Origin of the sequence: Metabacillus idriensis (assembly GCF_050483325.1) — a bacterium.
In the GTDB taxonomy this organism is placed as follows: domain Bacteria; phylum Bacillota; class Bacilli; order Bacillales; family Bacillaceae; genus Bacillus_P; species Bacillus_P idriensis_A.
This window is the reverse complement of the sequence record NZ_JBCMYF010000032.1, coordinates 156,444-169,985: the sequence shown is the minus strand read 5'-3', so window position 1 is coordinate 169,985 and position 13,542 is coordinate 156,444. Positions and strand designations below refer to the sequence as shown.

Below are 13,542 nucleotides of genomic sequence, written 5' to 3'. Positions count from 1 at the left end.
GTGTGAGAAAAACGACAAGATACCCCGTTGAAGGCCCTAATTCGCTTTGGCATGTTTACAAAACCGTCCCTTTTTGGAAGGTCGTCCGCAACTTCATTGTCATTCAGCTTGCCCGCTACACTCCGTTTCTTGCAATGAAAAATTGGATGTACCGGAATTTTCTTGGAATGAAGGTGGGGGAGCACACTTCCTTCGCCCTGATGGTCATGCTGGATGTGATGTTTCCTGAAAAAATCAAAGTTGGACGAAATACAGTGATCGGCTACAACACAACGCTTCTTGCACATGAATATTTGATTCGCGAGTACAGACTTGGCGACATCGTCATCGGCGACGAAGTCATGATCGGAGCCAATTCCACGGTACTGCCAGGTGTTGAAATCGGAGACGGAGCCATCGTCTCAGCGGGAACGCTCGTCCATAAAGATGTTCCTGCGGGAGCCTTTGTAGGCGGAAATCCGATGAGGGTTATATATACGAAGGAACAGATGGATATTAGGAACAAAAAAGAAACCAGCTTTTGAAGCTGGTTTCTTTTTTTGTGTGTAATTTAGATTGCATTCAGCGGGAACTTGGTTGGGCAGTTCGGAAAGAGCAATTTGGTCAGTTTATTTATACTTTCACACGAGAAAACCTTTATATTATTTGCAGAATGATGAGGCTTTTTTGTGTAAAATTGCTTTGAAATTGTGCCGGTGATCTATGATTTGATTTCCCAATCGGTTGGTTTCTTTGCAAGTTAAGTGAATTTATATATTAACCCTTCAAATGATTTTCTCCGAATTTCTCAACAAGGTTCCATCCCACTGGAAACAAGGCATTCCAAAGGGTTTTAAAATCAAATAATTCTGCAATAAAAGTAAAGGTTTTCTCGAGTGAATTCAGAAATTATCGCACCAAATGATTCTTTTCGAATTTCCCAACAAGGTTCCAACAGATACCAATCAAACGTTTGTTTAAAATTTGATAATTAGAGGAAATTCTTCAAATAAAGAGAATGATAAAGGAATATTCATACTTGCGTACCTATCTTTATTTTGGTAGCATGTTACTATATTAGCGAACTAAAGGATTCGGAACTTTTTGTGAAAGAGGTGCAAGTCAGCGTGTTTATGTTTGAAAAACCTCTCGGAATGAGAGATACATTGCCATTATTGTATGAAATGAAAAAACAGCTTCGTCAAAAGATGACGGGTGCGATAGAGAGATGGGGCTTTCAATTTATTGAAACGCCGACGCTTGAATTTTACGATACGGTAGGTGTTCAATCAGCCATTCTGGAAGGCCAGCTTTTTAAGCTGCTTGATCAGGAGGGGCACACCTTAGTTCTTAGACCGGATATGACAGCGCCGATTGCAAGGGTGGCGGCTTCGAGGTTTTATCAGGAAAATTATCCGCTCAGACTTGCGTATGATGCGAATGTTTTCCGTGCGCAGCAGCGTGAAGGCGGACGTCCGGCTGAGTTTGAACAAATTGGGACTGAGCTGATCGGTGATGCAACTACAAGCGGTGATGCAGAAGTAATTGCTCTAATGATTGCCGTTCTAAAAGAAGCGGGTCTCCATGACTTTAAGGTTGCAATCGGGCATATTGGATTTGCGGATGCTTTGTTCAAAGAGATCCTCGGCAATCAGGAGCGTGCCGATGTTTTGAGAAGATACTTATATGAAAAGAATTATGTCGGCTATCGCGAGCATGTGAAGTCGCTGCCGCTGTCGTCCATTGATAAAGGAAGACTGCTTCAGCTTTTGCAGCTGAGAGGCGGAGAAGACCAGCTGTCGATTGCAGCAGACCTCGTTTCAAGCAGGGAAGGAAAAGAGGCTGCTGCAGAACTTGGCAAGCTTTGGTCGCATCTTGAGGATTTCGGTGTACTTGCGTCTGTAAAGCTTGATTTAAATCTTGTCAGTCATATGAGCTATTACACAGGCGTTTTATTTGAGGTTTATGCTGGGAATGTAGGCTTTCCGCTTGGAAACGGCGGCCGTTACAATCAGCTGTTCGAACGGTTTGAAACACCTGCGGCGGCTACTGGCTTTGGAATCCGCTTAGACAGGCTGATCGAATCTCTTGGAGAACAGGAAGAAACCCCTGATATTCACTGCGTTTTATACAGTCAGGAAAGAAGAGCAGAGGCTCTAAAGTGTACGGCTAAGCTTCGCGGACAGGGAAAGAGAGTCATTTTACAGGATATATCCGGAGTAAATGATGTGGATGCCTATACAAAACAGTTTGCAGATGTGGCTTATTTTATTGGTTCGAGAAAGGAAGAGCAGGATGGGTAATATGCTTACAATCGCGATGCCGAAAGGAAGAATATTTGAAGAAGCAGCGAACTTGCTCAGAAAAGCAGGCTATAAGCTGCCGCCTGAATTCGATGAGTCCAGAAAACTTATTCTAGAAGTGCCGGCTGAAAACATGCGCTTTATTTTAGCGAAGCCCATGGATGTTGCAACCTATGTTGAACATGGAGTTGCAGACATAGGTATTGCCGGCAAAGATGTCATGCTTGAGGAAGAGCGTGATGTTTATGAGGTGCTGGATTTGAAAATAAGCGGCTGCTACTTGGCTGTTGCGGGTTTGCCTAATACAGGAACAACGGATGTTGCACCAAAGGTTGCAACAAAGTATCCGGGCGTTGCGTCATCATATTTCCGTGAACAGGGAGAACAGGTGGAAATCATTAAGCTGAACGGTTCAATTGAGCTTGCTCCTTTAATCGGGCTTGCTGACCGCATTGTCGATATTGTCTCAACAGGAAGAACGTTAAAAGAAAACGGTTTGGTTGAACTTGAAAGAATCTGCAGCATTACATCAAGACTCATTGTGAATCCTGTCAGCTACCGAATGAAAGACGCACAGATTGATGAATTGGTCAGCCGTTTATCAGAAGTTGTGGAGGGAGAAGCAGATGAGGATTGAGAGAATTTCAGGAAATTTGACCTCTCTAAAGCGTTCCATTGAATCTGGCACAGAAGCACAGAGAGAGGCAGCTAAAAACATTATTGCAGATGTTAAGGAAAAAGGGGATGCCGCTCTTTTCACCTATGCGGAAAAATTCGATACAGTCCGTTTATCAAGTCTTAAAGTATCTGAAGCGGAAGTTGAGGCAGCTTATCAAGAGCTAGATCAGGATTTAGTTGAGGTTATCAGGGAAGCAGCTGAAAATATCCGTTTTTTCCATGAAAAGCAAAAGCGCGAGTCCTGGATTACATATAAAGAGGACGGAACAATGCTGGGCCAGAAGATCACACCTCTTGATGCTGTCGGGGTATATGTACCTGGAGGCACTGCCGCTTATCCTTCGTCCGTTTTAATGAATGTCATACCTGCACAAACGGCAGGGGTAAAACGGATTGTGCTGATTTCACCGCCGAACAGGGAAGGAACGCTGCCGGCAGGTGTACTTGCAGCGGCAAAAGAACTTGGGATAGAAGAAATCTATAAATCAGGCGGTGCCCAGGCTGTAGCTGCCCTTGCATATGGTACGGAGACGATCGAACCGGTTGATAAAATTGTTGGTCCCGGGAATATCTATGTTGCTCTTGCGAAGCGGGAAGTATTTGGGGATGTCGATATAGATATGATTGCCGGTCCAAGTGAAATTGTTGTTTTAGCTGATCAGACTGCTAAAGCAAATGAAGTAGCTGCCGATCTGCTGTCCCAGGCTGAGCATGATGTTCTTGCCTCAAGCGTACTTGTAACAGATTCAATGGAGCTTGCAGAAGCTGTTTCAGCAGAAGTCACCCGTCAGCTTGAAACTCTTCCGAGAAAAGAGATAGCGGGTCCATCGATTGATCAATACGGATTTATTTATGTGGCCGAATCGCTGGATGAAGCGATTAACGCTGTAAACGAGCTCGCACCGGAGCATCTTGAGGTGCTGACAGAGAATCCGATGGAGCTTTTGAGCAGCATTAGACATGCAGGCGCTATTTTCCTCGGAAGATACAGCTCAGAGCCTGTCGGAGACTATTTTGCCGGACCAAATCATGTGCTGCCTACAAATGGCACAGCCCGTTTTTCAAGTCCGCTGAACGTCGATGATTTTGTGAAAAAATCCAGCATCATCTCATACAGCGAAAAAGCATTTCAGAACTCAGCCCATAAGATTGCGGCATTTGCCCGTTTAGAAGGCTTAGAAGCACATGCACGCGCCATCGAAGAGCGCTTAAAATAGGAGGAACTGACAATGGAAAGAACATCAAGTCTGCAAAGAACAACAAATGAAACAGATATTTCCCTTTCCCTTTCAATTGACGGAGAAGGGATTTCTGAATTAAATACAGGCGTTCCATTTATGACACATATGCTTGATTTGTTTACTAAACATGGCCAATTTAATCTATCTGTTGCGGCGATTGGAGATACGGAGATTGATGGCCATCATACGACAGAAGATATCGGTATTTGTCTCGGACAGGCATTCAGAGAAGCATTAGGCGACAAAAGAGGAATCAAGCGATATGGCCAGGCGATGGTTCCGATGGATGAAGCTCTTGCTCAGGTAGTCGTTGATTTAAGCAACCGTCCTCACTTTGAACTTAAAGGCGAGTTTCCAAGTGCTACAGTAGGAAACTTTGACACGGAGCTTGTGCATGAATTTCTTTGGAAATTTGCGCTTGAAGCACGGATCAATCTTCACGTCATCGTCCACTACGGCCGAAACACCCATCACATGATTGAAGCGGTTTTCAAAGCTTTAGGCAGAGCACTTGACGAGGCATCAACAATTGATCCGCGGATTAAAGGAGTCCCGTCTACGAAGGGAATGTTATAAATGATCGGAATTATTGATTACGGCATGGGGAATTTGTACAGCGTGAGCAAAGCGCTTGAACGTTTGAATATCGGTTATTTCATTTCAGAAAATCCTGAAGAACTTGAAAAAGCGGATGGCTATATTCTTCCCGGAGTCGGTTCCTTTAAGGATGCAATGGCGATTTTAAATGAAACAAAGTTAACAGACTATATTCAGAAAATCGCGAGTGAAGGGAAGCCGCTGCTTGGTATTTGTTTAGGGATGCAATTATTATTTGAATCGAGCGAGGAAAATGGAGTAACAGAAGGACTCTCTCTTTTAAAAGGGAATGTCGTGCATTTTCCTGAAGATCTGATGAAAAAAGAGCAGCTGAAGGTGCCGCACATGGGGTGGAATCGATTACTCATGCACCAGCAGAGCGATCTCCTGGAAGGTCTTGAAGAAGGCTATTCATATTTCGTGCATTCTTACTATGTGAAAGCTGAAAAGAGCAGCACCGTCATAGCAAGTGCTGACTATGGTGTGGATGTTCCGGCAGTTGTTGGTGAAAAACATATATTCGGCACGCAATTTCATCCAGAAAAAAGCAGTCACTTAGGGATAGGGATTTTGAGAAACTTCGTAAAAATCGTTCAAGAGAAGGTGAAATCATGAGTGAATTTATTATTTATCCGGCAATTGATATGCGCGGAGGGAAATGTGTCCGGCTTATACAAGGCGATTATGCAAAAGAAACAGTATACGGCGATTCACCTTACGAGATGGCAAAAGTATTTGCTGATAAAGGGGCGAAATGGATTCACATGGTGGACCTCGATGGAGCCAAAGCAGGTAAAAGAGTCAATGATCATCATGTTCTTGAAGTCGCTGAAAAGCTGAATGTAAACGTTCAGATCGGAGGCGGGATCCGCACGGAAGAGGACGTGGAATATTACTTATCAAATGGGGTATCCCGCGTTATCCTTGGCAGCTCCGCTATCTCAAATCCGGATTTTGTGAAAAAAATGCTTGCGAAATACGGAAGCAGAATAGCCATTGGGATCGATGCAAAGGATGGCTATGTTTCTACTGAAGGATGGATTGAAACGTCAACAGTAAAGGCTTCTGATCTTGGCGTGGAGCTTGCTGCTGCAGGTGCAGAGGTGTTTATTTTCACCGATATCGCTACAGACGGCATGCTGTCAGGACCTAACATTCAAGCTGTGCGCGAAATGGCGAAGGCTACCGGCAAAGATGTGATCGCATCAGGCGGAGTCAGTGCTCTGAATGATTTGGTGGAGCTTTCTGCTTTTCAAAAAGAAGGAGTGGCAGGCGCAATTGTGGGTAAAGCGCTCTATACAAACCAATTTGATCTTGCACAGGCCTTAGAAGAGGTGACGCGGGCATGATCACAAAACGGATCATTCCCTGTCTTGATGTAAAAGACGGCAGGGTTGTAAAAGGAATTCAATTTTTAGGGCTGAGAGATGCAGGAGATCCTGTTGAACTTGCCACCTTCTATGATAAAGAGGGTGCAGATGAGCTTGTCTTTTTAGATATATCAGCTTCTCATGAAGGCAGAAAAACAATGGTGGATGTAGTGGAACGAGTTGCAGCGCAGCTTGCGATTCCGTTTACAGTGGGCGGCGGCATCAATTCGCTTACCGATATGAAGAAAATACTTCGTGCCGGTGCTGACAAAGTATCTGTCAATACATCAGCAGTACTGCGCCCCGAACTGATTTCAGAAGGTGCGCGGTTCTTTGGTTCCCAGTGCATTGTTGTAGCCATTGATGCAAGGTTTGACGAAGAAAGCGGCAGTTATAAGGTATACACTCATGGCGGGAGAAAAGAAACAGAGTGGGAAGTGACAGACTGGGCAAGAGAAGCTGTTAAGCGAGGCGCGGGCGAAATTCTGCTCACAAGCATGAACAGCGATGGTGAAAAAAGCGGCTTTGATCTTGTATTAAATAAAATGGTCAGTGAATCTGTCTCCGTTCCTGTCATTGCATCAGGCGGAGCGGGAAATGCTGAACATTTCGCAGAAGCATTCATGAAAGGCAAAGCGGATGCTGCTCTTGCCGCTTCGATTTTCCACTATAAAGAAACATCGGTGAAAGAAGTTAAAGACTATTTAAAAAAGCAGGGAGTGAATGTCAGATGAATCTTCAATCCGTAAAGTTTGATCAAAATGGCTTAGTCCCTGCAATTGTTCAGGATGCCGTCAGCAAAGAAGTTTTAACTCTAGCCTATATGAATGAAGAGTCTCTGCAAAAAACAATTGAAACAAAAGAAACATGGTTTTACAGCCGTTCCAGACAGGAGCTTTGGAACAAAGGGGCAACTTCCGGCAATACCCAGGAGGTAGTCGGTTTAAAATACGACTGCGATCAGGATGCCCTGCTGGTATTGGTGAAGCCTGCGGGTCCTGCTTGCCACACGGGCTCTTACTCTTGTTTTTCAGAACAGATATTTGGCGATACTAAGCAATCTAAAGCAGACCGCTTTGAAATCCTAAACACCTTGGAAAAATTGATCGCGGAACGTGAGGCAGAAATGCCTGAAGGCTCTTATACAACGTACCTTTTTACAGAAGGCGTCGATAAAATTCTGAAAAAAGTGGGAGAAGAAGCATCAGAAGTCATCATCGCAGCGAAGAATCGAGACGCGGATGAACTCAAATGGGAAGCTGCAGACCTGTTGTTCCACTTGATGGTGCTGCTCCGTGAACAAAAGCTTCCGCTTGATGAAGTATTAAATGTATTGCAAGAGCGTCATTTACCGAGAAAGTAGTGGAACAGTCCTCGTTATGAGGGCTTTTTTTATGGTTAAGAAAATTATAAAAGTTAGGAGGCTTGAGATAATTTGAAAAATATCTGCGTCAAGTGTAAGCGCCTAGTTCTTCGGTCAGAAAAGTCGGGACCGGTCCTTAACGCCTGTAATTTTCTTCTGTTTCGGCACTTGTTAAGCGATGGAATGTCAGGAATCTGTTTTGAGTGGTGAAAAGTTCTTACCGATATTGGATAGTGAGCCGCAATTTTGAATGAACTTTACAGTTACTTGCCAGAATCGCCCTTTTACTTGCCAAACAGCATCTTTACTGTCGAAAACCTGTGAAATACTTTCCGTTTTTAAGAATTTACTTTCTTTTTTCCAAATCACTCCCAGTGAATCGGATTAGTTTGTTACGCCCTTGTATCGATACTTAAAGCGGACCAGTGTGCCACCCCAAAACTCAACTGCTTCCTTCCATCCCGTTTTGTCCTCCAGCCATTTTGACTAAGCTTAGACCATGTGCATGAGGCAATATTCTTGTTTTTTCAAACGGTTTAATAATTTTTACCATTCCTATTGTTGTACTTCCCCAGTGTGGTATACTAACCTACGGCAGAAGTAAAGAAATGGAGGATTTCAGTGGGAAAACAATCAAGTAACACTAAGCAAAAAGCACAGATTGTCCCTTTCTTCCAAGACGGACAGTACTTTTACCGTAAGGGCATGAAAGCCTATCGGGAACGCGATCTTTTAAGAGCGGGCAAGTGGATACAGCGTGCGATTCAGCTTGAGCCGAATCATATTGTCATGCTAAGCCAGCTTGCAGCCATTTATACCGAGCTTGGAAAATACCAGCAATCTAATGAGCTTTTAACATACATTCTTAAGAATATTGATAAAGATTTGACGGAATGCCATTACTTTATGGCGAATAATTACGCACATTTAGGTCTATTTCATGAAGCCTACAAATGCGCAATCGAATATCAGACAAAAGAGCCGAGTGGAGAGTTCATCGAAGAAACAGAAGATCTCCTTGATTTGCTGACAATTGAAGGGGCAGATGAAGAGGATCCTTTTTTAGATTCAGATGAATTAATTGTAAAGCAGGATGCGGCAAAATCCCTTTTGGAAAATGGGAAATTAGAAGAGGCGATTTCATTATTAAAAGAAATCGTCACGGATTTCCCGGAATTCTGGTCTGCTTATAACAACTTATCATTAGCTTATTTTTACATGGGCGACGTTCAGCAGGCTAAAGATTACTTAGATATGGTGCTGGACAAAAATCCGGGCAATCTCCATGCGCTATGCAATCTTCTCGTGTTCTACTACTATGAACGTCAGGATGAGAAAGTGGAAGAATTGGCGCAAAGACTTGGACACATCTACCCGATTCTTTTTGAACACCGCTATAAGCTTGGTGCGACTTTTGCATTGGTCGGACAATATGAACTTGCCTTTAAATGGCTGAGAGCGATCTACAGACAAGGGTTTGAAGGCGATGATACGTTCTATTACTGGCTTTCTTATTCCGCATATTTTACCGGAAAAGAAGAACTTGCCAGAACAAGCTGGGATCGAGTCATTGACATCAATCCGGAAAAAGCCGGTTCAGAACCATGGAAGTCAGATAAGAAATCAGTGGAACGTCCAATGACGATGCCGATTGAAGAGCGTCTATTTGCCATTTTTATGGCAGCTGAAACAAAGCAGCTTGATCAGATTCAATTTTTCCAATCAGCGAAAGTTCCTCAATCAGTCTTCGAAAAAGAGTTTATGGATCTTGCAATTGCGCATGTTAATGGAGAGATTAAAAAAAGTGTCTCTGAGAAATCAAAGTTCACCTACCAGGCAGCGCAAGTCCTGTTTGAAAACAATAAAACTCTGAACGAAGGACTTTATTTGTTTTTCTTTCAAACAGCGTTAAAAGCAAAAAGAGAAGAGATGCCGCTTAAAAACCATCTTGCATGGGCCGGAGCTCTGGAGTATGTGTGGAAAAAAGAGAATGGCTATAAAGTGACGCAGACAGAGCTTGCGAAGCAATACTCCATTTCAGGCAAAACTCTTTCAAAGTACTCAGCTTTCATCAAGAATTTATGGACGTGAGCAAAAAAATAGCATGAAGCTCTATTCTTTTATAGGATAAGAGTATGGGAAACGAGATCTCCCGTAAACAATCAATTGTTGTGAACACAAGGAGTGAAGAACGATGTCTGAGGAAAAAATTTACGATGTGATTATAGCTGGTGCAGGTCCTGCGGGAATGACCGCTGCTGTTTATACATCCAGAGCAAATCTTTCAACTTTAATGATAGAGCGCGGTGTTCCGGGAGGCCAAATGGCCAATACAGAGGACGTTGAAAACTATCCTGGTTTTGACCATATTCTTGGACCTGACTTATCAACAAAGATGTTTGATCATGCGAAAAAATTCGGTGCTGAATATGCATACGGAGATATAAAAGAAATTATTGACGGTGAAGAATACAAAACCGTTATCGCTGGAAGCAAACAATACAAAGCACGTTCCATCATTATTTCAACGGGTGCCGAGTACAAGAAAATCGGCGTTCCGGGAGAAAAAGAACTTGGCGGCCGCGGAGTTTCTTACTGTGCTGTCTGTGACGGGGCTTTCTTTAAAAACAAAGAGCTTATCGTTATTGGCGGAGGCGATTCTGCAGTAGAAGAAGGCGTTTATTTAACACGATTCGCATCTAAAGTAACAATTGTCCACAGACGCGATGAGCTTCGTGCACAAAAAATTCTTCAGCAGCGCGCATTTGATAACGAGAAAGTAGATTTCATCTGGAACCATACGATTAAAGAAATCAACGAAAAAGACGGCAAGGTCGGCAGTGCAACACTTGTAAACACTCAAACAGGCGAAGAAACTGAAATGAGTGCGGAAGGCGTATTCATTTATATCGGAATGCTGCCTCTTTCAAAACCGTTTGCATCGATCGGCATAACAAACCAAAACGGGTATATCGAAACGAATGAGCGCATGGAAACGAAGGTGCCCGGCATCTTTGCAGCAGGCGATATCCGTGAAAAATCATTGCGTCAAATCGTCACAGCTACAGGCGATGGCTCAATTGCAGCGCAAAGTGCTCAGCATTTTGTGGAAGAGTTAATGGAAAAAATCAAAGCCGGCAGCTGATTTTCGCTAATGCTTTAAAGAGTTAACAAAAACGTAACTCGGTTTTAACTATCCTGTAACACCACTGAAATAATAATGGGGTACTATATAAATAGTAATTGACCCCCTTTTATAAATAAACTTTTGAGTACGGGCGCCCTTTCCCGTACTCCTTTTTTTTGTAATAAGATAATCCGCCATGCCTTCTTTAAACAAGGCGCATCCGCTTTTATGATGTTTATTTTCCTATGAAACTTTTATCCGGACAAACACGTATATAAACTATACACATCATTCCATTAAAAAATAAGTCTGTAAGCAGCCTCCGTTCATTGTGAGGCTGTCTTTGAAATAGTATAATAAAAGGTGAGAAAACATGTTTAGACTACCCGAACGAATCCAGAGGTGAAAGACTTTTGCAAAGAGTAACGAATTGCGTTTTAGTACAGGACAATAAAATTCTTCTCCTGCAAAAACCGAGAAGAGGATGGTGGGTGGCGCCTGGCGGAAAAATGGAACAGGGTGAATCGATTAAAGACACTGTCATCCGAGAATATCGCGAAGAAACAGGCATATATTTAAAAAACCCAAAAATTAAAGGGATCTTCACCTTTATTATTAAAGACGGAAATGAAATTGTGTCAGAGTGGATGATGTTTACATTTTTTGCTACAGAGTTTACAGGTGAGAATGTGGCAGAGTCTGAGGAAGGAAAGCTTAAGTGGCATTCACTGGATGAAGTAAGTGTTCTTCCGATGGCTCCCGGCGATCATCATATTCTTGAATTCATGATGAAGGGTGCAGGGCTGATTTATGGCACTTTTACATACACACCTGATTTTGAACTGCTGGCATATCGATTAGATCCGCAGTAAACGATCCATTCATTTATATAAAAGTGCGAAAAAGAGAGAGGAGGCAATCTGCATGAGTACAGGCAGTGTTCAGGATATTAAGATGGTGATTATTACAGGCATGTCAGGAGCAGGCAAGACGGTTGCCATTCAAAGCTTTGAAGATCTTGGTTATTTTTGTGTAGACAACCTGCCGCCTAATCTGCTGCCAAAGTTTCTTGAGCTGATGAAGGAATCAGGCTCTAAAATGAACAAAGTTGCACTGGTAATGGATTTGCGGGGACGCGAATTTTTTGAAAGCCTGTTTCAGGCCCTTGATGATATGGCGGAAAAGACTTGGATTAATCCTCAAATTCTTTTTCTGGATGCTAAGGATGCTACCCTTGTTACTAGATACAAGGAAACGCGCAGGTCTCATCCATTAGCCACGACAGGCTTGCCTTTAGAAGGGATTAAAAACGAAAGAGAATTGCTTGAGGAGCTGAAAGGCCGCTCGCAGATGATTTTTGACACATCTGAATTGAAGCCCCGTGAACTTAGAGAAAAAATATTAAAGCAGTTTGCGGAAGATGCAGAGCATACTTTTTCGGTAAATGTGCTTTCATTCGGGTTCAAATACGGCGTGCCGATCGATGCTGATTTAGTATTTGATGTCAGATTCTTGCCGAATCCGCATTATATCGATCATATGAGACCGAAAACAGGCCTTGAAGAGGAAGTTTCTTCATATGTTCTAAAATGGGCGGAGACTCAGAAGTTTTTAGAGAAGGTTCTCGATTTGCTTACTTTCATGCTGCCTTATTATAAAAGAGAAGGAAAAAGCCAGCTTGTCATTGCAATAGGATGCACAGGCGGCCAGCACCGTTCGGTTACACTGGCGGAACACATTGCGAAGCACTACAAAGATGATTATCAGACGCACGTATCACATCGTGATATTGAGCGCAGAAACCGTCATTAGATGACTGATACTGCAAATAGGCCAAAGGTTGTCATAATCGGCGGAGGTACCGGTTTGTCTGTACTTTTGCGGGGGTTAAAGGTATACCCTGTAGATATTACGGCAATTGTTACAGTTGCAGATGATGGCGGAAGCTCAGGCCGGCTCCGTGATGAACTCAAAATACCGCCGCCAGGTGACATTCGCAATGTGTTAGCTGCGCTTTCAGATGTTGAGCCGTTAGTAGAAGATTTATTTCAGCATCGTTTTAACAAAGGAAACAGTCTTACAGGCCACTCTCTTGGGAATCTTATCTTGGCAGCGATGACGAATATTACAGGCGACTTTTTCCATGCTGTGAGGGAAATGAGCAAAGTCCTGAATGTGCGCGGAAAGGTTCTGCCTGCTGCAAATCGAAGCGTCGTCCTTCATGCTGAAATGGAGGATGGAACGATTGTTTCAGGAGAATCGAAAATTCCATACTCCGGCAAGAAGATTAAACGTGTTTTTTTATCTCCTGAATCCATTGAGCCCCTTGAAGAGACAATCGAAGTGATTCGCCAGGCAGATTTAATTCTCCTTGGTCCGGGAAGCCTGTATACGAGCATCCTGCCGAACCTTCTCGTTCCAAAAATCGGCGATGAGGTCTGCAAGGCGAAAGCGAAAAAGGTTTATATTTGCAATGTTATGACTCAGGCTGGTGAAACCCTCGACTTCACTGCAAGCGATCATGTAAAAGCTTTGAATGAACATATGAAATGCACGTTCATCGATACAATATTAGTGAATGATGAAGAAATACCTGATATGATGAAAGCATTATATGCAGAAGAACTGGCGAAACCGGTTTATTATGACATTGAAGCATTGCGGGATTTAGGACTCGAAATTGTTCATGACAAGATTGTTTCCTATGAAAATAACGTTATACGTCATGATACGGTGAAAGTTGCCAAACTGCTGTATGATATGATCACTTAAAGAACAAGGCTTTTTCAGGGGAATTACTGCCATTCAGCCTGAAGTCCAGCAGCAATTTATGCTAAAAAGCCAAAAAAATAAAGAGTGCAAACGAATGCATTCATAAGGATTG

The 13,542-nt window shown here is 43.0% G+C and carries 14 protein-coding genes; all 14 read left to right on the top strand.

The window, feature by feature from the left end:
• Nucleotides 1–2: 2 nt before the first annotated feature.
• The 14 genes from ABEQ24_RS18760 to ABEQ24_RS18695 all read left to right on the top strand — a co-directional run bounded on the left by ABEQ24_RS18760 (nucleotide 3) and on the right by ABEQ24_RS18695 (nucleotide 13,430).
• Complete coding sequence (locus ABEQ24_RS18760; protein WP_430008220.1) at nucleotides 3–524, top strand: acyltransferase; 522 nt, start codon at nucleotides 3–5, stop codon at nucleotides 522–524.
• A 582-nt stretch (nucleotides 525–1,106) separates the two neighbouring features.
• Nucleotides 1,107–2,282: an ATP phosphoribosyltransferase regulatory subunit gene (locus ABEQ24_RS18755; protein ID WP_430008306.1), complete on the top strand. Its 1,176-nt coding sequence runs from the start codon at nucleotides 1,107–1,109 to the stop codon at nucleotides 2,280–2,282.
• A complete protein-coding gene (hisG, locus tag ABEQ24_RS18750; RefSeq protein ID WP_430008219.1) occupies nucleotides 2,275–2,919 on the top strand; it encodes an ATP phosphoribosyltransferase in 645 nt (214 codons plus the stop codon). The genes ABEQ24_RS18755 and hisG overlap by 8 nt, the downstream gene beginning before the upstream one ends.
• Nucleotides 2,909–4,177: a histidinol dehydrogenase gene (gene hisD / locus ABEQ24_RS18745; protein WP_430008218.1), complete on the top strand. Its 1,269-nt coding sequence runs from the start codon at nucleotides 2,909–2,911 to the stop codon at nucleotides 4,175–4,177. Before hisG ends, hisD begins: the two co-directional genes overlap by 11 nt.
• A gap of 12 nt (nucleotides 4,178–4,189) precedes the next feature.
• The gene (hisB, locus tag ABEQ24_RS18740) at nucleotides 4,190–4,777 is read left to right on the top strand and encodes an imidazoleglycerol-phosphate dehydratase HisB (protein ID WP_430008217.1); all 588 of its coding nucleotides are present in this window, start codon (nucleotides 4,190–4,192) and stop codon (nucleotides 4,775–4,777) included.
• Nucleotides 4,778–5,413, top strand: coding sequence for an imidazole glycerol phosphate synthase subunit HisH (gene hisH, locus ABEQ24_RS18735; RefSeq protein ID WP_430008216.1), 636 nt, complete (start codon nucleotides 4,778–4,780; stop codon nucleotides 5,411–5,413). It begins immediately after the preceding gene.
• A complete protein-coding gene (hisA, locus tag ABEQ24_RS18730) occupies nucleotides 5,410–6,147 on the top strand; it encodes a 1-(5-phosphoribosyl)-5-[(5-phosphoribosylamino)methylideneamino]imidazole-4-carboxamide isomerase (RefSeq protein ID WP_430008215.1) in 738 nt (245 codons plus the stop codon). Before hisH ends, hisA begins: the two co-directional genes overlap by 4 nt.
• Complete coding sequence (gene hisF, locus ABEQ24_RS18725; protein WP_430008214.1) at nucleotides 6,144–6,902, top strand: imidazole glycerol phosphate synthase subunit HisF; 759 nt, start codon at nucleotides 6,144–6,146, stop codon at nucleotides 6,900–6,902. Before hisA ends, hisF begins: the two co-directional genes overlap by 4 nt.
• A complete protein-coding gene (hisIE, locus tag ABEQ24_RS18720) occupies nucleotides 6,899–7,531 on the top strand; it encodes a bifunctional phosphoribosyl-AMP cyclohydrolase/phosphoribosyl-ATP diphosphatase HisIE (protein WP_430008213.1) in 633 nt (210 codons plus the stop codon). The genes hisF and hisIE overlap by 4 nt, the downstream gene beginning before the upstream one ends.
• Before the next feature lie 621 nt (nucleotides 7,532–8,152).
• Nucleotides 8,153–9,622: a tetratricopeptide repeat protein gene (locus ABEQ24_RS18715; RefSeq protein WP_430008212.1), complete on the top strand. Its 1,470-nt coding sequence runs from the start codon at nucleotides 8,153–8,155 to the stop codon at nucleotides 9,620–9,622.
• 103 nt (nucleotides 9,623–9,725) lie between these two features.
• Complete coding sequence (gene trxB, locus ABEQ24_RS18710) at nucleotides 9,726–10,676, top strand: thioredoxin-disulfide reductase (RefSeq protein WP_430008211.1); 951 nt, start codon at nucleotides 9,726–9,728, stop codon at nucleotides 10,674–10,676.
• 395 nt (nucleotides 10,677–11,071) lie between these two features.
• The gene (locus tag ABEQ24_RS18705) at nucleotides 11,072–11,530 is read left to right on the top strand and encodes an 8-oxo-dGTP diphosphatase (protein ID WP_070876437.1); all 459 of its coding nucleotides are present in this window, start codon (nucleotides 11,072–11,074) and stop codon (nucleotides 11,528–11,530) included.
• Between the two features lie 52 nt (nucleotides 11,531–11,582).
• Nucleotides 11,583–12,470, top strand: coding sequence for an RNase adapter RapZ (rapZ, locus tag ABEQ24_RS18700; protein WP_070876436.1), 888 nt, complete (start codon nucleotides 11,583–11,585; stop codon nucleotides 12,468–12,470).
• Nucleotides 12,471–13,430 carry a gluconeogenesis factor YvcK family protein gene (locus ABEQ24_RS18695; RefSeq protein WP_070876435.1) on the top strand — a complete coding sequence of 320 codons (960 nt, stop codon included), beginning with the start codon at nucleotides 12,471–12,473 and terminating at the stop codon, nucleotides 13,428–13,430.
• Nucleotides 13,431–13,542 lie beyond the last annotated feature (112 nt).

Excerpts from the sequence above, each read along its gene's own strand:
- hisB (WP_430008217.1), top strand. The coding sequence starts at position 4,190 with ATGGAAAGAACATCAAGTCTGCAAAGAACAACAAATGAAACAGATATT.
- trxB (WP_430008211.1), top strand. The coding sequence starts at position 9,726 with ATGTCTGAGGAAAAAATTTACGATGTGATTATAGCTGGTGCAGGTCCT.
- hisG (WP_430008219.1), top strand. The coding sequence starts at position 2,275 with ATGGGTAATATGCTTACAATCGCGATGCCGAAAGGAAGAATATTTGAA.
- hisIE (WP_430008213.1), top strand. The coding sequence starts at position 6,899 with ATGAATCTTCAATCCGTAAAGTTTGATCAAAATGGCTTAGTCCCTGCA.
- hisF (WP_430008214.1), top strand. The coding sequence starts at position 6,144 with ATGATCACAAAACGGATCATTCCCTGTCTTGATGTAAAAGACGGCAGG.
- hisH (WP_430008216.1), top strand. The coding sequence starts at position 4,778 with ATGATCGGAATTATTGATTACGGCATGGGGAATTTGTACAGCGTGAGC.
- ABEQ24_RS18695 (WP_070876435.1), top strand. The coding sequence starts at position 12,471 with ATGACTGATACTGCAAATAGGCCAAAGGTTGTCATAATCGGCGGAGGT.
- rapZ (WP_070876436.1), top strand. The coding sequence starts at position 11,583 with ATGAGTACAGGCAGTGTTCAGGATATTAAGATGGTGATTATTACAGGC.
- hisA (WP_430008215.1), top strand. The coding sequence starts at position 5,410 with ATGAGTGAATTTATTATTTATCCGGCAATTGATATGCGCGGAGGGAAA.
- hisD (WP_430008218.1), top strand. The coding sequence starts at position 2,909 with ATGAGGATTGAGAGAATTTCAGGAAATTTGACCTCTCTAAAGCGTTCC.